The organism is Rhizobium sp. BK313 (assembly GCF_014193655.1).
In the GTDB taxonomy this organism is placed as follows: domain Bacteria; phylum Pseudomonadota; class Alphaproteobacteria; order Rhizobiales; family Rhizobiaceae; genus Rhizobium.
The window spans coordinates 62,533-79,912 of sequence record NZ_JACHZQ010000004.1; the positions used below are offsets into that span (position 1 = coordinate 62,533).

The 17,380-nt window shown below is 60.9% G+C and carries 15 protein-coding genes; 4 read left to right on the forward strand and 11 right to left on the reverse strand.

Annotated elements, in window-relative coordinates; all coding sequences use genetic code 11:
- Window positions 1-17: 17 nt before the first annotated feature.
- From FHT86_RS20625 to FHT86_RS20645, 5 genes are read right to left on the reverse strand one after another with little or no spacing between them, the layout of a single operon-like run.
- On the reverse strand, window positions 18-800 hold the full coding sequence (locus tag FHT86_RS20625; RefSeq protein WP_133709349.1) for a carnitinyl-CoA dehydratase: 783 nt from the start codon (window positions 798-800) through the stop codon (window positions 18-20).
- A gap of 6 nt (window positions 801-806) precedes the next feature.
- Window positions 807-2,864, reverse strand: coding sequence for an acetate--CoA ligase family protein (locus FHT86_RS20630; protein ID WP_133709350.1), 2,058 nt, complete (start codon window positions 2,862-2,864; stop codon window positions 807-809).
- A gap of 4 nt (window positions 2,865-2,868) precedes the next feature.
- Window positions 2,869-4,029 carry an acyl-CoA dehydrogenase family protein gene (locus FHT86_RS20635; RefSeq protein WP_133709351.1) on the reverse strand — a complete coding sequence of 387 codons (1,161 nt, stop codon included), beginning with the start codon at window positions 4,027-4,029 and terminating at the stop codon, window positions 2,869-2,871.
- A 12-nt stretch (window positions 4,030-4,041) separates the two neighbouring features.
- Window positions 4,042-5,532, reverse strand: coding sequence for a carnitine 3-dehydrogenase (locus FHT86_RS20640; RefSeq protein WP_133709352.1), 1,491 nt, complete (start codon window positions 5,530-5,532; stop codon window positions 4,042-4,044).
- Between the two features lie 7 nt (window positions 5,533-5,539).
- Window positions 5,540-6,442: a 3-keto-5-aminohexanoate cleavage protein gene (locus FHT86_RS20645; protein ID WP_133709353.1), complete on the reverse strand. Its 903-nt coding sequence runs from the start codon at window positions 6,440-6,442 to the stop codon at window positions 5,540-5,542.
- A gap of 97 nt (window positions 6,443-6,539) precedes the next feature.
- Here FHT86_RS20645 and FHT86_RS20650 point away from each other — a divergent pair, with 97 nt between their 5' ends.
- Window positions 6,540-7,538: a GlxA family transcriptional regulator gene (locus FHT86_RS20650; RefSeq protein ID WP_133709354.1), complete on the forward strand. Its 999-nt coding sequence runs from the start codon at window positions 6,540-6,542 to the stop codon at window positions 7,536-7,538.
- On the opposite strand, the gene FHT86_RS20655 is transcribed toward FHT86_RS20650, so the two are convergent.
- Window positions 7,513-8,388: a LysR substrate-binding domain-containing protein gene (locus FHT86_RS20655; RefSeq protein WP_133709355.1), complete on the reverse strand. Its 876-nt coding sequence runs from the start codon at window positions 8,386-8,388 to the stop codon at window positions 7,513-7,515. The genes FHT86_RS20650 and FHT86_RS20655 overlap by 26 nt on opposite strands.
- A 111-nt stretch (window positions 8,389-8,499) precedes the next feature.
- Here FHT86_RS20655 and FHT86_RS20660 point away from each other — a divergent pair, with 111 nt between their 5' ends.
- The 3 genes from FHT86_RS20660 (at window position 8,500) to FHT86_RS20670 (ending at window position 11,940) form a co-directional block, all read left to right on the forward strand.
- Entirely contained in the window at window positions 8,500-9,417 is a 918-nt protein-coding gene (locus FHT86_RS20660; protein ID WP_133709356.1) for a DMT family transporter, read from the forward strand.
- A 67-nt stretch (window positions 9,418-9,484) separates the two neighbouring features.
- Complete coding sequence (locus FHT86_RS20665) at window positions 9,485-11,527, forward strand: NADH:flavin oxidoreductase (RefSeq protein ID WP_133709357.1); 2,043 nt, start codon at window positions 9,485-9,487, stop codon at window positions 11,525-11,527.
- Between the two features lie 272 nt (window positions 11,528-11,799).
- Complete coding sequence (locus tag FHT86_RS20670) at window positions 11,800-11,940, forward strand: hypothetical protein (RefSeq protein WP_166656886.1); 141 nt, start codon at window positions 11,800-11,802, stop codon at window positions 11,938-11,940.
- Window positions 11,941-12,029: 89 nt separating this feature from the next.
- Here the strand turns inward: FHT86_RS20670 and FHT86_RS20675 are convergent, their stop codons facing one another.
- The 5 genes from FHT86_RS20675 to FHT86_RS20695 are packed head-to-tail and all read right to left on the reverse strand — an operon-like array spanning window position 12,030 to window position 17,376.
- Window positions 12,030-13,439: a M20 family metallopeptidase gene (locus tag FHT86_RS20675; protein ID WP_133709358.1), complete on the reverse strand. Its 1,410-nt coding sequence runs from the start codon at window positions 13,437-13,439 to the stop codon at window positions 12,030-12,032.
- 43 nt (window positions 13,440-13,482) lie between these two features.
- A complete protein-coding gene (locus tag FHT86_RS20680) occupies window positions 13,483-14,493 on the reverse strand; it encodes an ABC transporter ATP-binding protein (RefSeq protein WP_133709359.1) in 1,011 nt (336 codons plus the stop codon).
- Window positions 14,490-15,479, reverse strand: coding sequence for an ABC transporter ATP-binding protein (locus FHT86_RS20685; protein ID WP_133709360.1), 990 nt, complete (start codon window positions 15,477-15,479; stop codon window positions 14,490-14,492). Before FHT86_RS20685 ends, FHT86_RS20680 begins: the two co-directional genes overlap by 4 nt.
- The gene (locus FHT86_RS20690; protein ID WP_133709361.1) at window positions 15,476-16,408 is read right to left on the reverse strand and encodes an ABC transporter permease; all 933 of its coding nucleotides are present in this window, start codon (window positions 16,406-16,408) and stop codon (window positions 15,476-15,478) included. The genes FHT86_RS20685 and FHT86_RS20690 overlap by 4 nt, the downstream gene beginning before the upstream one ends.
- Complete coding sequence (locus FHT86_RS20695) at window positions 16,405-17,376, reverse strand: ABC transporter permease (RefSeq protein WP_133709362.1); 972 nt, start codon at window positions 17,374-17,376, stop codon at window positions 16,405-16,407. Before FHT86_RS20695 ends, FHT86_RS20690 begins: the two co-directional genes overlap by 4 nt.
- Window positions 17,377-17,380: the final 4 nt, after the last annotated feature.

The following is a 17,380-nucleotide window of genomic DNA, read 5'->3' on the forward strand; positions in this document are numbered from 1 at the left end:
CGGTTGCCGCCGCCTCCTCACTTTCCTTTCCAGATTGGGGTTCGCTTCTCTGCGAATGCCCTTGCGCCTTCCAACTGATCCTCGCTCGAATAGAGGGCATCGACGTTCGCAAACTGCCGTTTGGTGATCTTGTTCATGGCAGTCTGAAACGTCGTTCCCTCCGCTTCGCGGACAATTTCCTTGATGGCCGCGTAGACGAGCGGCGGACCGCTTTCGAGAAGCCGGCCGAGTTCCCATGCCCGATCCATCAACCTGTCTGCGGCGACGATCTCGTTGACGAAGCCCCAGCGATGGGCCTCGGCGACATCAAGCCAGCGGCCGGTCAGCAGCATGTCCATTGCGATATGATAGGGGATGCGCTTCGGCAATTTGATCGATGCGGCGTCCGCAACGGTTCCCGAGCGGATTTCCGGAAGGGCAAAGGTCGCGTGTTCTGCGGCGATGATCAGGTCGGCAGACAGGGCGATCTCCAGGCCGCCGCCGCAACAGATGCCGTTGACGGCGCAAATCACCGGTTTGTTGAGATCGCGAAGTTCCTGCAGGCCACCGAAACCGCCGACGCCATAGTCGCCGTCGACAGCGTCGCCGGCCGCCGCCGCCTTCAAATCCCAGCCGGCCGAAAAGAACTTCTCGCCGGCACCCGAAACGATCGCGACACGCAGGTCGGGATCATCCCGGAAATCGCGGAAGATCAGGCCCATCTCGCGGCTTGTCGCAAGGTCGATGGCGTTCGCCTTCGGCCGGTCGATGATGACCTCCAAGATACCGCTGTCTCGCCGGGTGCGAATGGGGCTGTGCAACTTCCACTACCTCCTTCGCCGGATGAGGGCATCTGCGGCAACGACGCCACGATTTTCAGGCAGAACCATCAATGGATTAATGTCTAGTTCCTCAAGCCGCGCGGCGTTTTTTACGACATATTCTGCCGCTGATACGACGGCGTCAGCAACGATACCGAGGTCGCTCTTGGCACCGCCGCGATAGCCTTCGATCAATTTTCTGACCTTCAACCGCGAAATAGCTTCCAGGACGTCTTCTTTTGTCACCGGAAGAGCTAAAATGATGGAGTCTTCAAGCAATTCCACCAGGATTCCACCCGCTCCGACCGTCAATGCCAATCCGAGGGCCGGATCGCGTACGGCGCCGACGATCAACTCCGCGATGGGGCGTTCGATCATGCGTTCGACCAAGTATCCGGAGGCGACAGAGGCCATCCGCTCTGCTGCGCTTCGTACTGCTTGCACATCCCACAGGTTGAGTGCGACGGCTCCCATCTCCGACTTGTGTTCGACGCCCAGCGCCTTCAAGGCGACGGGAAAGCCAAGGCGTTGAGCCTGGTCTGCAGCGTCGTTTGGATTGGATGCCGTTGCTCCCTGTGGAATGGTAAGGCCGGCGGCGGATAGTTCCGCCTTGGCCGCTGCCTCGCTCAAGGTTTCGATATCGCCTGCGGCGGAGGGAATGTCGAGCAGCGGCAGTGGCGGTCGTGCACGCCAGGCCGTACCGATCCGGCTTGCAACCTCCGCCGCGGCAATGGTTTCGCTGATGCCACAGAAGGGCGCAATGCCATCCCCGATCAGCTGCATGGCAATCGTCTCCGGCATGTTTTCCGGCAGGGTCGCCAGGATGCCCGCATGGGCGCCGGTTCGTTTTACCGCCGCTGCGACCGCGGCAATCGTCGTCATCCAGTCCGCACCATCGCAACGATCGTCTCGCGGGAAATCGAGAACGATCAGATTGAGCGCGTAGTCGCCCTCGAACATGGCGGCGAAAGCTTCCGTTTGGCGAGAAAGATCGCCCCAAACGAAAGTATGATAGTCAAGAGGATTGGAGAGCGCGACCATTTCGCCGAGGCTGCGCCGTAAGGCGGGCAGCTGCTCTGATTTCAGGGCGCGAAAATCCACGGCCCGGCCGGTCGCCGCATCGGCCAGCAGCGAGGCTTCGCCGCCCGAACAGCTCATTGAAGAGATCGCACTGCTTGCCAGTGGGCCGGTCACGTGCAGTAGTTTCAGCGTCTCGATCAGCTCCGGCAGCGTTGCGACGCGACCGATCCCGAGACGGGCGAGAACTGCATCGGCAACGGCGTCGCTGCCGGCAAGGGATGCCGTATGCGAGACAGCGGCGCGCTGCGCCTGTTCGGATTTGCCGACCTTCAAAGCGACGACGGGTTTGCGCAGCTCCCTCGCACGCATGGCAAGTTTCTGAAGTGTCTGGACATTGCCAAACCCTTCGATATGCAAGCCGATCGCCGTGACGCGAGGATCTTCGAGAACCGCGAGGGCGAGGTCCGACAATCCCGTCTGCGCCTGGTTGCCTGCCGTCATCAGGTAGCTGATGGGCAGGCCGCGCTTTTGCATGGAGAGATTGATGGCGATGTTCGAGGACTGGGTGAGGATGGCGACACCACGTTCGACGCGCACCATTCCGTGCTGGTCAGGCCAGAGCAGAGCGCCATCCAGACCATTGATCAGGCCGTAGCAATTCGGCCCGACGATCGGCATGGGGCCTGCGGCCTCGACGAGCGACCGCTGCAGATCCTCTCCATCGGCCAGTTCGGCAACCGCTTCGCTGAAGCCAGAGGCGTAGCAGACGGCACCGCCGGCGCCTCTGTCTGAAAGCGCGCGCACGATATCGATGGTCAGCATCCGGTTGACGCCGACGAAGGCGGCATCCGGTGCGGTGGGCAGTTCGCCCACCGATCGATAACATCGGCGCCCAAGCACCGCATCGAGCGTCGGATGAACCGGCCAGATCTCGCCTACAAAACCCATGCGATCGCATTGCTCGATGACCCGGCGCGCCTCACGGCCGCCGAAGACGGCGATCGTTTGCGGTCTGATCAGGCGATCGAGCGGGCGTTGCGTCATCCGGTCATGCTCCAAACGGCCGCAGCAGATCGCGGCTGATGATGTGCCGCTGGATTTCCGAGGTCCCATCCCAGATGCGCTCGACGCGGGCATCGCGCCAGAAACGGGCCAGCGGTAGATCGTCCATCAATCCCATGCCGCCGAAGATCTGGATCGCCTCGTCGGTGACGCGAGCAAGCATTTCGGAGGCGTAGAGCTTGGCCGATGCGATCTCGCGATTGGCGCTAAGGCCCGCGTCGAGCCGCCAGGCGGCAGACAGCGTCAAAAGGTCGGCGGCATCGATTTCCGTGATCATGTCGGCAAGCTTGAACGACACGCCCTGATTGGCGCCGATCGGCCGGCCGAACTGCTTGCGTTCGGCCGCATAGGGCAGCGCCATGTCGAAAACTCGGCGGGCCCGTCCGACGCAGGTCGCGGCCACCGTCAAACGCGTACCATAAAGCCATTCATTGGCAATATCGAAGCCGCGATGCACCTCACCGAGCACCTGCGACTTGGGTAGGCGGCAGTCTGTGAAGCTGAGTATGACGTTGTGATAGCCGCGATGGGAGACCGATTCATAGCCCTTGAGGATCTCGAATCCCGGCGTGCCGCGATCGACCAGAAAAGCCGTGATTTTCTTCTTGGTGCCTTTCGGCGTTTCCTCCTCGCCGGTGGCGGCAAAGACGATGACGAAATCGGCGACATCGGCATGGGAGATGAAATGCTTGGTGCCGTTGAGAATGAAATCGCCGCCATCCTGCCGTGCTGCGCATTTCATGCCGCGCATGTCGGAGCCGGCATCGGGTTCGGTAATGGCAAGCGCGTCAATCTTCTCGCCGCGTACCGCAGGCAGGAGATATCGTTCGCGCTGTTCGCCTTCGCAGGCCATCAGAATTCCCGAAGGGCGGCCGAAGAAGACGGTCAGCGCCATCGAGCCGCGGCCGAGTTCACGCTCGACGAGGGTGAAGGTCACATGATCGAGGCCGGCGCCGCCGATCTCCTCAGGGAAGTTACAGGCGTAGAAGCCGAGATCGATGCATTTGTGGCGGATTTCCTGGGCAAGCTCCGGCGGCACGATGCCGGTGCGATCGACCTCGCTCTCATGCGGATAGATCTCGGTCTCGACGAATTCGCGGACCGTCTTGACGATCATCTCCTGTTCTTCGCCGAGCCCGAAATTCATGACCGCTTCCTCCTAGCGTTTTTGTCCGACATGACGCCCGACGCCATCCGGCATCGGCAGTTTTGCATGAGCCTCGGCAATTGGCCTTATTTTGCTCAACACCTCCTCCAGTGCGGACGCGGCTTTTCCGGCCTTGGCATCGACGTGCAGCAGCATGTGCTCGGCGGTGGCGATCGCGTCGCCCGTTGCGGTGTCGTAGATCGTGTGGAACACATGCAGCCGCTTCTCGTCGGCCGACAGAAGCTGGCAGGTCGAATGGATTGCCTGACCAAGCTTGGCTTCGCCGAGATGGCGAATATGCGTCTCGACGGTGTAATAGCTGTGTCCGCGCTCCACATAGGCGAAGTCGACGCCGATCAGGCGTAGCAGCGCATCCGAAGTATCGCCGAACACCTGCAGATAACGATGTTCGGTCATGTGGCCGTTATAGTCCACCCATGCCGGGCTGACTTTGGTTTCGATAAGCCGCAGCGGATGTGCGACATCCGCCAGCTTCTTTTCGCCGCCAGCGGACGCCCAAAGGTCCTGCTCGAATTCCTTAAGCAGCTTGCCGGCACCCCAGCCCTTGCCGCCATGGCTACCCTTCAGCGTCTGCAGGATGCCGACGAGATTTTCGTCGCGAATGCGCTCCAGTTCGCGGATCGACAATCCATCGGCCTGCTCGTCCGACTGCTGGCCGATCTTTTCGACAAGCGCGTCGTCGAGATCGACGACATCCATCAGCTTCGTCCAGTTCCATTGCAGGGCCGGGCCGAATTGCGCGAGGAAATGCCGCATGCCAGCTTCGCCGCCGGCAATGCGGTAGGTCTGGAAGAGACCCATCTGCGCCCAGCGCAGACCGAAGGAATAGCGAATGACGTCGTCCAGCGTCTCGACGGTGCAGATGTCGTCCTTGATCAGCCAGAGCGCCTCGCGCCACAGGGCTTCCAGCAGGCGGTCACCGACGAAAGCCTCGATCTCCTTGGCGATATGCACACCCTTCATGCCGATCGGCGGCAATCGTTCCATGGCGGCCGCGATCGTCGCCTTGGAGGTCTTTTCGCCGCCGACAATTTCGACGAGCGGCAGCAGATAGACAGGGTTATAGGGATGGGCGACGAAGAGGCGTTCCGGATAGCGCATGTCGCGCTGCAGATCGGTCGGCAACAGGCCGGAGGTCGAGGAGCCGATCAGCCCGTCGGGCCTTGCCGCCGCATCGATCTCGGTCAGCACCTTGCGCTTGAGATCGAGCCGCTCGGGAACACTCTCCTGGATCCAGTCGGCATTGGCGACGGCCTGCTGCAGCGTCTCGCGGAAGGTGAGCTTGCCGCGTGGCGGAAGCGGTGCGCCGGTCAGCATCACGTAGGCCTTTTCGGCGTTATCAAGCACTTCGCCGACGATGCGGATCGCTTCGGGATGCGGGTCGAAGACATCGACGTCGATGCCTGCCAGCAGAAAGCGGGCGATCCATCCGCCGCCAATGACGCCGCCGCCGATGCAGGCTGCCTTGTTGATCCTGGTCATCGAGTCCTCAGCGCTTCGTCAGTTTCAGTTTCTTGCGGACGTCATCGGGGCCGATGATGCGCGCGCCCATGCCCTCGACAACTTGCACCGCCTTTTCGACGAGCTGTGCGTTGGTCGCGAGCATGCCCTTTCCGGCATAGAGATTGTCTTCGAGCCCGACGCGGACATTGCCGCCGGCAAGGATGGCTGCCGCCGGATAGGCGAGGGCGTTGCGGCCGATGGAAAAGGCCGAGAAGGTCCAGCTCTTGGGAACGTTGTTGACCATCGCCATGAAGGTGTTGAGGTCATCGGGCGCCCCCCAGGGGATGCCCATGCAGAGCTGGATGAGGATGGGGTCCTCAATCAGACCCTCCTCGGCAAGCTGTTTGGCAAACCAGAGATGACCGGTATCGAAGGCTTCGATTTCGGGGCGAACGCCGAGGTCCGTCATCTTCTTCGCCATCGCCCGCAGCATGGAGGGCGTGTTGGTCATGACGTAGTCACCAAGACTGAAGTTCATCGTGCCGCAATCGAGCGTGCAGATTTCCGGCAGGCATTCGGCGACATGGCTGACGCGCTCCGTGGCACCGGCCATGTCGGTACCCCTGACGTTCAGAGGCAGGGGGCTTTCGACATCACCGAAGATCAGGTCGCCGCCCATCCCGGCGGTCAGATTGAGCACCACATCGACATCTGCAGAGCGGATGCGGTTCGTCACTTCCTTGTAGAGATCGTTGCGGCGGCTGGCAGCACCGGTCTCGGGATCGCGGACATGGCAATGGACGACGGCGGCACCGGCCTTTGCGGCATCGATCGCGGAATCGGCGATCTGCTTGGGGGTGATCGGAACATGGCTGGATTTCGAAACCGTGTCGCCGGCACCGGTGACGGCACAGGTGATGAAAACATCGCGGTTCATCGCAAGAGGCATTTTGTTCTCCCTCGTATTGAGGGCATTACGAGGCATAAGGCGTCTTCATGCTTTGCAATTTTGGAGGTAAACGATACATTATCGGAAATATCAAAGGATGCCCGTGTTCACTTCAACCAATACGTCGCTCGACATCGATCTGCTTGTGCTGCCGGAAACGAACCTAATCCTGATCGCTTCGGTGATCGAGCCCTTGCGCGGTGCCAATCGCATTTCCGGAGCCGAGATCTATCGATGGCGCTTGTTTACACCGGATGGTTCGCCCGTCGAAACGACGAGCCATATTCCGGTTCCCGCTTCCGGCGGCTTCAGGCCGACAAGCGACACAACTCCGCTGTTCGTGCTCGCGAGTTACAATTGGCGGCGCAACGCGACGCAAGCGCTGAAGATGCAGTTGTCGCAGACTGCGCGCTATCGCTCGATGATGGCCGGCATCGAATCCGGCAGTTGGTTGCTTGCGGAAGCAAGCCTTCTCGACAATGTGTCGGCGGCGGTCCATTGGGAAGATTTCGAGGATTTCGCGCTGGCCTATCCGCAGGTGCGAGCCGTCAAGGACCGTTTCGTCATCGACGGCAAGCGCATCACCACAGCAGGCTCGCTGCCGACCGTCGACCTGATGCTGGAGATCATCCGGCGCCGGCAGGGCTATTCGCTGGCGCTCGAAGTCAGCCGCCTTTTCATCTACGAGCCGGCAGCCGTTTACGGCGCGGTCGAGCTTTCGCCATCGACTGCCGGCTTGCGCATGCGCGACCCGCGCGTCGCACAGGCTGTGAAGCTTATGGAGGAGAATATCGAGCAACCGCTGGTCCTGACGCGTCTGGCGCGTCGGATCGGCATCAGCGCTCGCCATCTCCAGGCCCTCTTTCAGGAAAGCATCGGCGCCCCCCCGCACGTGCATTATCTCGCTCTTCGGCTCAACGCCGCGCGACGCAAGGTGATCGAGACGAAGGCTTCGTTTGCGGAGATTGCGGCGGCGACCGGCTTCAACTCGGCTTCGGCCTTTTCCCGCAGCTATCGGGCCAGCTTTTCTGAAAGTCCTTCCGGCACACGGCGGCGCTTGCGTGGGCGCTCTACGGCTGCAGCAGAGCCGACATAGGCTGGAAGGCTTCACGCACCATTTCCGCAAGCTCCTGGATCGCCTCGCTGGAATGATAGGGATTGCGGCGAAGCACGACGCGAGAGGAATCGACCGGCGGAAAGCCATCGTCGCTCGTCAGCTCCCGGCAGCCGTGCGGAATGTTGCTCCGGGATAGCGTCGTGACGGCGAGGCCGGCGGAGACGGCGTTTTTCAGGCCGGAACTGGTGTCGGCGACGAAGGCGACGCGATAGGGCCGCGCCTGCTGCTCCAGCGAACGCAGGGCAAAGTCGCGCGCCCAGGTGGAGTTCCGGTATGTCGCAATAGGCAGTGGGGTCGCATCATGCAGGCGGTGCACCAGCGATGTCACCCAGACCGTCGGATCGATGCAGAGCACCTCTCCCGTGTTCTGATTGCTCCAGTCGAAGACGACGGCAAGATCGAGCTCGTCCTTCTCCAAGGCGGCAAGATTTCGCGCCGTGTAGTCACAGGAAACCGTCACTTCGACGGCAGGGTGCCGGACGGCGAAGGCGGCAAGCGCCGCCGGCAAGACGGTCTGACTGTATTCTTCCGGAATTCCGATCCGGACAGGTCCATTGAGCGGCTTGGTGCGGATCGTGGCGGCTGCCTCGTTCAACAGGTCGACGATCCGCCGTGCATAGGGAAGCAACTGATTTCCCGATCGGGTCAGTACCACCCCGCGCGCGCTTCTTTCGAACAGCGCCTCACCGACAATTTCCTCGAGGCGTTTGATCTGGGCGCTGACGGCCGATTGCGTGCGGCCTATGCGTTGCGCGGCAACGGAAAAATTCGACGTCTCGGTAATGACGAGAAACGTCCGGAGCAAATCGCTTTCGATGGGTTCGCGCATTGGCAAGCCACAAAAATTTCCGATGGCACATATCTCTACTATTCGTTTGTCTGATGTCAAATATCGGCGCACACAAGGGGCGTTCCTTCTATTCATTCCTCGAGTCCATACATGACATTCCAGTTTCCGGCCCGCTCCGCTCTTGCCAGCGATTATGAGAGGGGCGTTATACTCGTGGCTACGGCAATGCTTGCGTGGAGCTGCAGCGGCATCTACGCACGCCTTCTGACCACGGACATTTGGACGGCGATCGCCTGGCGGTCGCTGTTCGGTGGCTTGTTCCTGTTGATTCCCAGCTTTTTCCTCGAAGGTGGGTTTTCGCGGCGTCAATGGAGTTCGGTTTTTCATCCTGCCGGCCTGGCGATGCTGGCCTGCCAGACCATCTGTCAGGCTTGTTTCATCGGTGCGCTCTACATGACGACGGTCGCCAATGTGACCATGATCTATGCGACCGCACCGTTCATCGCAGCCTTCCTAAGTTGGACGATGCTCAAGGAGCGCGTGGCGAAGCGGACGCTGATTGCCGGCGGCGTTTGTCTCGTCGGCGTCGCCGTCATCGTCGCTTCCTCGATCGGTGGCGGTACCGGCGTCGGCGATCTGCTGGCGCTCGGCATGACAGTCAGCTTTGCGTTGATCATCGTCATCCCACGCATGGACCGCAGTATTCCGATCCTGCCGTCGAGCGTCGTCAGCGGCTTCCTGACATTCGTGGTCTTCGTTCCCTTCGCCTCGACGAACTCGCTCGACATGAACAATTGGTTTTTGCTGGCCGCCTTCGGGGCGACGAATTTTGCGCTCGCCTTTGTCCTCTTCCTTTTCGGTTCAAGAAAGATGCCCGCGGCTGATGCAGCCCTCATCAGCTCCATGGAAATCGTATTGACACCGTTCTGGGTCTGGCTCTTCTTTTCTGAAATGCCGCCTGTGGCTACGTTCGTTGGCGGTGCAATCATCTTTGCGACGATCGTCTGGCACACGGCCGTTGACCTGCGACAGGGCCGTCGTATCCGTGAGCCGCCTGGACGGCTATAGCCATCGGCCTTCGTCTCGGCAAAGATAGGTGTTCAAGCCTCGATTTCACAAAAGCGATGACAGCGACATGACCTCCAACGATCCCTTGCTTCAGCCCTATCAACTCAAGCATCTGACCCTGAAGAACCGCATCATGTCGACGGCGCATGAGCCGGCCTATTCCGAGGGCGGCATGCCGACGGATCGCTACAGGCTCTATCATCGCGAAAAGGCGAAGGGCGGCATTGCGCTGACGATGACGGCGGGATCTGCGATCGTGTCGCCGGATTCGCCGCCCGCCTTCGGCAATCTCCACGCCTATCGCGACGAGATCGTTCCGTGGCTGAAGACGCTCGCCGACGACTGCCATGAATATGGTGCGGCCGTGATGATCCAGCTCACTCATCTCGGCCGCCGCACCGGTTGGAACAAGGGTGATTGGCTGCCCGTGCTTGCGCCGTCGCCGATCCGCGAGCCGGCGCATCGCGCCTTCCCGAAAGCGGCCGAGGAATGGGATATCGAGCGTATCATCGCTGATTTTGCAGCCGCCGCCCAGCGCATGCAGGCCGCCGGCCTCGACGGTATCGAACTCGAAGCCTATGGCCATCTGATCGATGGCTTCTGGTCGCCTGCCACGAACAGGCGCGACGACGACTTCGGCGGCTCGCTCGAAAATCGCATGCGGTTCTCGATGATGGCAACCAAGGCCATCCGCAAGGCCGTCGGTCCCGATTTCATTGTCGGCATGCGGCTTGTCGCCGACGAGGATTGGGAGAAGGGCCTGTCGCGGGAAGAGGGCGTCGAAATCGCCTGGCGCCTTGCCGCATCCGGGAATATCGACTTTCTCAACATCATTCGCGGCCATATCGATAACGACGTGGCGCTCAATAAGGTCATCCCAATCCAGGGCATGGCGTCGGCGCCACATCTTGATTTCGCCGGCGAGGTCAGGGCAGCGACCAAATTCCCTGTCTTCCACGCTGCGCGCATCGCGGATATCGCAACCGCGCGCCATGCGATTGCGGAAGGCAAGCTCGACATGGTCGGCATGACGCGCGCCCACATTGCCGATCCGCACATCGTCAATAAGGTCATGGCCGGACAGGAGGCGCGCATCCGCCCTTGCGTCGGCGCGACCTACTGTCTCGATCGCATCTATGAAGGCGGCGAGGCGCTCTGTATTCACAATGCGGCGACCGGCCGCGAGGCCGAGATGCCGCATGAGATCGAAAGGGCATCGGTCGCCAGGAAGGCCGTCGTCATCGGCGCCGGTCCCGCCGGTCTGGAGGCTGCGCGCGTCCTTGCCGAGCGCGGCCATAAGGTCGATGTGCTCGAAGCAACCGGGAGGGCGGGCGGTCAGATCAACCTTCTCACCCGCAATCCGCGCCGCAAGGAGATGATCGGCATCGTCGACTGGCGGCTTTCGGAGCTGGAGCATCTGGGCGTTGCGATCCATTATGACGTCTATGCCGGGACCGAAGATGTTCTAGCCTTTGAGCCCGATATCGTTGTTGTCGCGACGGGCGGCATCGCGCAATCACCCGAACTCGACGCTGGCGAGGAACTTGTCACCTCGTCCTGGGATATTCTCGCCGGTGCTGTGAAGCCCGAGGGGCAAGTTCTGTTGTTCGACGACAATGGCGGGCATCAGGGCATGTCAGCAGCCGAAGTCATCGCCAATAGCGGCGCCGAGCTGGAGCTCGTTTCACCCGAACGCTTCTTCGCACCGGAAATGGGCGGCATGAACCATGTGCCTTATGCGAAAACCTTCGCGGAACGCAACGTCAGGGTGACGATAAACACACGGCTGAAATCCGTCCGCCGCGACGGGAATGCGCTGATTGCGGTTCTAAGCTCGGATTTTTCGGAAAAGACGGAATGGGAGCGCCGTGTATCGCAGGTCGTTGTCGAACATGGGACAATGGCGAATGATGAGCTTTACCGCGAGCTGAAGCCGGCATCGCGAAATCTCGGCGCTGTCGATTATCAGGCATTGATTGCGCGTCGCCCGCCGTTGCCGCAGCGAAACGGGGAGGGCGCATTCGACCTGATCCGGATCGGCGATGCCGTGGCAAGTCGCAATATCCACGCCGCGATCTATGAAGCATTGCGTTACTGCTCGTTGCTCTGATCGCGCCGCCGTGGAATCGACCGCAGCCGGAAAAAGGCGGTAGGCGATATCGGGGATATTTCCAATCACCATCGCGAAACGAAGAGCTTACGCGTTGTACAGAATATAAATATTCTCTTAATGAGTGTATATATGTTCAGCTACCGTTCATTTAGCGAGAGGCAAATAGGCAATCGCCGCAACGCCTTGCGGCTGATTGAGGCTCGACTACTGATACAGCTCGCGAAGCAGGTGGTCGGGCCTCCCAGATGTGCAAAGAGTATGGATACGCAATGCGGCTGCTTCTCGCGATAATTGACTGGATCGTCGAGCGGCGGCGGAAGCGGATGGAGCAGGAGACTATCCAATACTCCGCCGATGATCCATGGGTTCTCCAGCAGATCGAAGAATTCGAGCGGGAATTGAAGGAGTAAAGGGCTGCCACCGAAATCCGGCGGCGGCGAGGGGGCCGCTTTATCTCGAAATAGACCGATTCCAGTCGAGGGTGCCTCGGCAGCTCTTCTCAGTCCGCCGGCCTTGTCGTTTCGTTGCCCAAATCCCAATAGAGACCGGCCATGATTGCAAGGCCTTCATGGACAATGCTGACAGGCAGATGTTCGTTGGCGGCGTGTTGAAGGCAGCCGGGATAGGAATGCGGTATCCAGATCGTTGGAAGACCGAGCAGGTCGGAGAAGATATTGTTCGGCAGCGAGCCGCCGAGATTGGGCAGGATCGCAGGTGCGGAACCTAGCGTTTTTTCGATCGAGGCCGCGACCCTGCGCACCCACGGATGATCCGGATCGAGGCGGCTGGCAAGAAAGGTCGCATCGGTGGGGTCTCTCACATTTACGCGCCCGTAACCTGCTTTTTGAAGAGCCGTTCTGACGGCAGGAACCACGGCCTGCGGATCGACGCCGACCGGAAAGCGGAGCTGGACGCGGGCGCGGGCGCGTGGAGGAATGGCGTAGAGCGGCTGTGCAAGGTTGCCGCATTCCATCTCCATCACCTCGAAGGAGCTCCAGGCGAAAACCTTTTCTTCGGGCGAAAGGCCGGGTTCGCCCCACCATTCTTCGACCGCTGGATCGCCGGGTGCCGGCGTAATCCTGCACTCCTTGAGCGTAGCGCGGACATTATCCGGGATGCTTCCGGGCGTCATTTCCCGCACCTTGATGTGGCCTGTACGGTCGACAAGCGCGGTTATGGCATGGCACAACTCTATCCCCGGATTGGAAAGGATGCCGCCCCAGTTTCCCGAATGCTGGAAGTTTTCCCGTGCCTCGATCTCAAGTTCGAAAGCCATGCCGCCGCGCGCACCGAGAAAAATCGTCGGCCGTTCCAGCGCAAGGCGGGGGCCGTCGGACGCGATGAAGACATCCGCCTCCAGCTCGTCCCGATGCGCCGCGCAAACCTCTTCAAGGCCGACAGAGCCGGACTCCTCGCCCATCTCGATCAGAAATTTCAAATTGAAGCCGAGCGAGCCGCGCACCGCAAGCAGGGCTTCGATCGCTATGATGTTGACGGCGTGCTGTCCCTTGTTATCGGCGGTACCACGGCCATACCATCTGCCATCCCTCTCCGTCATGGCAAAGGGTGACAGGCCTTTATCCCACTGCTCGTCGAGACCGGCGACCACGTCGCCGTGTCCATATTGCAGGACCGTTGTGAAGTTCGGATCCTCGATCCGCTCGGCAAGGAGGAAGGGACCGGGCGCGAGTTCGTTTTCGAAGATACGCGTCTTAAAACCGAGGCGCTCGAAGAGCGGCTGCATCTCATCGGTGAGGTAACGCCAGAGATCCGGCTTGTTAGCGGCGACGCGGCTCGCAGAGGGAATAGCCACCCATCGCCGAAGTCTTTCTTCGAAGGTACCGTTGAGCAGGTAGCCGACGGCTTCTTGTATCGCAGCGTCGCGGGAAGGGGAGGTGGCGGCGGTCATGTGCGGACCCTTCAAAAACAAAAAAAGGATGGCGAAGAGACGGTCAGGCAGTCTTGCGTCTTTCCGGCAAAGGCGGCTTGACGGTGGTGCCGGCAAGATCGAGGTCGAAATGGCAGCGGAACATCCCGCCCGTCGGCGTGCGGTGCTGCGGCGGAGCGGCGCTCCGACAGATGTCCTGGGCAAAGGGGCAGCGCGTGTTGAAACGGCATCCGGGTGGCGGGCTGGCGGGATTGGGAAGTTCGCCGGCGATCGGGTGAAGCGACCGATCGCTGACATCGAGATCCGGTGCTGCATCGATCAGCAGCCGGGTATAGGGGTGACGCGGCGTGCTGAACAGTTCTTCCGAACCGGCCTCCTCCACCAGCTCTCCCAGATACATGACGCCGATGCGATCAGCCATGATGCGCACGACGGAAAGGTTATGCGTGATGAACAAGCTGGTCAGATGCAGATTGGTCTGCAAGTCGCGTAGCAGGTTGAGGATCTGTGCCTGGACGGAAACGTCGAGCGCGCTCGTCGGTTCGTCCAGAATGAGGAATTCCGGCTCTCCGGCCAGGGCGCGGGCGATTGAGATGCGCTGTCTCTGGCCACCCGAAAATTCCTGCGGGTATCTCTCGGCGTCGCTGCTCGAAAGCCCGACCTGTTGCAGGAGCTCATCGACGCGCGCCCGGACGGCACTGCGTCCGGACCGGAGTTTATGCACGACGATAGGTTCGGCGATGATATCGGCGATCTTCCAGCGGCCATTGAGCGAAGAATAAGGGTCCTGGAAGATCATCTGCAGACGCGGTTTGGGACCGCCTGCGGAGCGGAAATCGATCCTGCCCTGCGTTGGGGGCATCAGGCCCGAGACAAGTCGCGCCAGCGTCGATTTCCCGCAGCCGCTTTCGCCGACAAGCCCCACGGTCTCGCCGCGATGGATGGTGAGGCTGACTTCGCTCACGGCCTTGGTGCCGTCTTGGCCAGAGCCTTTCTGCAGGCGTTCGAAAAGACCCCGTTGACGCCTGTAGACCTTGCTCACCCGATCAATAATCAGAAATTCCGAAGCATTCATTGCGCAGCCTGCCTTTCCAGCGGGTGGAAACAGGAATAGGTGGTGGCGGCACCGTCGTCCAACAGAGAAGGCACCGTTACGCGACAGTCCGCCTCTGCCTTGACGCAGCGTGGATTGAAGGCGCAGCCGGCCGGGACTGCGCCAAGGCCGGGCATCGCGCCGGGAATCTGGTCGAGCCGTATCGCGCCGTCTTCCGCCGGCATCGGGGTCGCGTTGATCAGCCCGCGCGTATAGGGATGACGCGGTGAATGGAAAAGCTCGGCCACCGGACCGATCTCCGCGACGCGGCCCGCATAAAAGACGGCGACGCGATCCGCCATCTTCGCAATGACGCCGAGATCATGGGTGATCAGCAGCATGCCGACTCTGCTTTCGCGGTGCAGATCGCGCAGCAACTGCAGGATATGCGCTTGTACCGACACGTCGAGCGCCGTCGTCGGCTCGTCGGCAATCACCAGGGCCGGATCGGCGCAGAGCGCGAGCGCGATCACAACGCGCTGGCGCATTCCCCCCGAGAGCTGATGTGGATAGCGCTTGAAGTTCACTACAGGGTCAGGCAGGCCCACCCTGTCCAGCCACTCGAGCGCTTTCGCCTTGGCTCTGTCACTGCTGACCTTCGTATGCGATCGGATCGTATCGCAAAGCTGGCGGCCGATCGGGATGACAGGGTTCAGGCTTGTCATGGGATCCTGAAAGACGAAACCGATGCGTCCGCCGCGAATATTGCGGATGGCCTTGCCGCGCAATTGATCGATGCGTTGGCCTTGTAGCGTGATCGCACCACCTGTTCTCTTCAGCGGCGGCACGAGAAGATCGATGATCGCGGCGCCGGTGATCGATTTGCCGGCGCCCGATTCCCCGACGATGCCGAGCACCTCGCCGGGAGCGACAGAAAAGGAGACATTGTCGAGCGCGGTGATTTCGTTACCGTCCCGATTGATCTTGACGGTGAGATCGCGAACATCCAGCAGCGGAGCGTCAATCATGAGCGGCCTCTCAGGCGCGGATTGTAAACGTCGCGCAGATGGTCTCCGAGGATGTTGACGGAGACGACGAAGAAGACGAGGAGCAGGCACGGCCAGACGGATATCCACCACTCCCCCGATTGCAGGAAATTGTTGCCGTTGCGGATCAGCGTGCCGAGCGACGGCGTCGTGACCGGAATGCCGATCCCGAGGAAGCTCAACGTCGCTTCGGTTATGATGGCGATGCCGAGGTTGATGGTGGCGATGACGAGCACCGGGGCCATGACGTTCGGTAGAATGTGCAGCAAAATGATGCTGATATTGCCCCGACCGGTGATCCTTGCGGCGGAAACGTAATCCTGATCCCTCTCGACCATTACGGAAGAGCGGATAGTGCGCGCATATTGAACCCAAAAGGCGATACCGATGGACAACACGACGATGGCGATCGCCGTGAACACGTCACGATCCTGACCGAGCACTGCACGCGCGGCGCCATCGATGATCATGGCAAGCAGCAGGGCGGGATAGGCAAGCTGCACGTCCGCCGCCCGCATGATGAAGGCATCGACCTTGCCGCCCGCAAAACCGGCAATCAAGCCGAGGCCGCCGCCGACCACAAGGCCGATCAGCACGGAGAGGATGCCGACGACAATGGAGGTGCGCAAGCCATAGGCCATCGCGGTCAGGAGATTGCGACCTTGATCGTCGGTTCCAAGAGGAAAAACCGGATTGCCGTCCGGCATCCAGGCAGGTGGCGTAAAGGAGTCCATCACCGACATGCCTTCGAACTCGAAAGGGTTCACGGAAAACAAAGGAACGACGAAGGCATAGACGAAAAGTGCCAAGATGACCGCGGCGCAGAAGGCAGGCCCCGGGGATGCGCGCATGGCACGAAACAAGGCGCTGCGTCTTCTGGGAGAAGTCGGGGTGTTCACGACGGGCGTCATGATTGCCTCCTCAAGACACGCGGGTCGATCAGCGGATAGCAGAGTTCGACGATGAGGTTGATGACCATGAACACGACGCCGACAAAGATGAGGTACACAGCGATCACGGGTATGTCAGCGGACTGGATCGATTGCAGGAAAAGCGAGCCGAGGCCCGGCCAGGCGAAGACGTTTTCCGTGACGACCGAAAAGGCGATGATATTGCCGAGCTGCAGGCCGAGCATGGTGATGACCGGCAGCAGCGTGTTCTTGATCGCATAGACGTACCAGATGCGTGCTTCCGAAAGGCCGCGGGCACGGGCAAAACGGATATGCTCGCTCTGGCCGACCTCCATGAGCTGCGTGCGCAAGATGCGGATGACAAAGGCGACCTGGAAGGTGGCGAGCGTCGTCGCCGGAAGGATGATGGCGCGCCAGCCCGACGCAGTCAGAAGCCCGGTCGTCCAGAAGCCGAGATCGACCGTCGTTCCGCGCCCGAAGGAGGGAAGCAGGCCGAACCGGACGGCAAAGACCGCGATCAACACGATCCCCACGACGAAATTCGGCAAGGTGATGCCGGCGGTCGACACAACCATGATCAGCCGGCCCAGGGCCGACCGCGGGTGAACGCCGCAATAGATACCGGCCGGAATGCCGACGGCGATCGTGATCAGCAGGCTGGCGAAGGCAAGCTCCATGGTCGCCGGAAGCCGTTCGGCGATAAGATTGGCGACCGGATCCTGCGTGCGATAGGACAGGCCGAAATCGCCCCGCAGGAAATTGCCGATGAAATGCAGGAAGCGCACGGGAAGCGGCTGGTCGAGGCCGAGCCGCGCGATGAGTTCGGCCCGCTCAGCCACCGTCGAGTCGGCGGTCAGGAGCGCCGCCAACGGGTCGCCGATATTGGCGACCAGCAGGAAGGCGATGAAGCTGATCACCAGCAGGACGATGACGGTCTGGAAGACCCGCGAGGTGGCGTAAGCAAACAATGCA

Coding starts and splice junctions, on each gene's coding strand:
- FHT86_RS20630 (WP_133709350.1), bottom strand. CDS start 2,864: ATGACGCAACGCCCGCTCGATCGCCTGATCAGACCGCAAACGATCGCC.
- FHT86_RS20635 (WP_133709351.1), bottom strand. CDS start 4,029: ATGAATTTCGGGCTCGGCGAAGAACAGGAGATGATCGTCAAGACGGTC.
- FHT86_RS20640 (WP_133709352.1), bottom strand. CDS start 5,532: ATGACCAGGATCAACAAGGCAGCCTGCATCGGCGGCGGCGTCATTGGC.
- FHT86_RS20645 (WP_133709353.1), bottom strand. CDS start 6,442: ATGCCTCTTGCGATGAACCGCGATGTTTTCATCACCTGTGCCGTCACC.
- FHT86_RS20650 (WP_133709354.1), top strand. CDS start 6,540: ATGCCCGTGTTCACTTCAACCAATACGTCGCTCGACATCGATCTGCTT.
- FHT86_RS20655 (WP_133709355.1), bottom strand. CDS start 8,388: ATGCGCGAACCCATCGAAAGCGATTTGCTCCGGACGTTTCTCGTCATT.
- FHT86_RS20660 (WP_133709356.1), top strand. CDS start 8,500: ATGACATTCCAGTTTCCGGCCCGCTCCGCTCTTGCCAGCGATTATGAG.
- FHT86_RS20665 (WP_133709357.1), top strand. CDS start 9,485: ATGACCTCCAACGATCCCTTGCTTCAGCCCTATCAACTCAAGCATCTG.
- FHT86_RS20670 (WP_166656886.1), top strand. CDS start 11,800: ATGCGGCTGCTTCTCGCGATAATTGACTGGATCGTCGAGCGGCGGCGG.
- FHT86_RS20675 (WP_133709358.1), bottom strand. CDS start 13,439: ATGACCGCCGCCACCTCCCCTTCCCGCGACGCTGCGATACAAGAAGCC.
- FHT86_RS20680 (WP_133709359.1), bottom strand. CDS start 14,493: ATGAATGCTTCGGAATTTCTGATTATTGATCGGGTGAGCAAGGTCTAC.
- FHT86_RS20685 (WP_133709360.1), bottom strand. CDS start 15,479: ATGATTGACGCTCCGCTGCTGGATGTTCGCGATCTCACCGTCAAGATC.
- FHT86_RS20690 (WP_133709361.1), bottom strand. CDS start 16,408: ATGACGCCCGTCGTGAACACCCCGACTTCTCCCAGAAGACGCAGCGCC.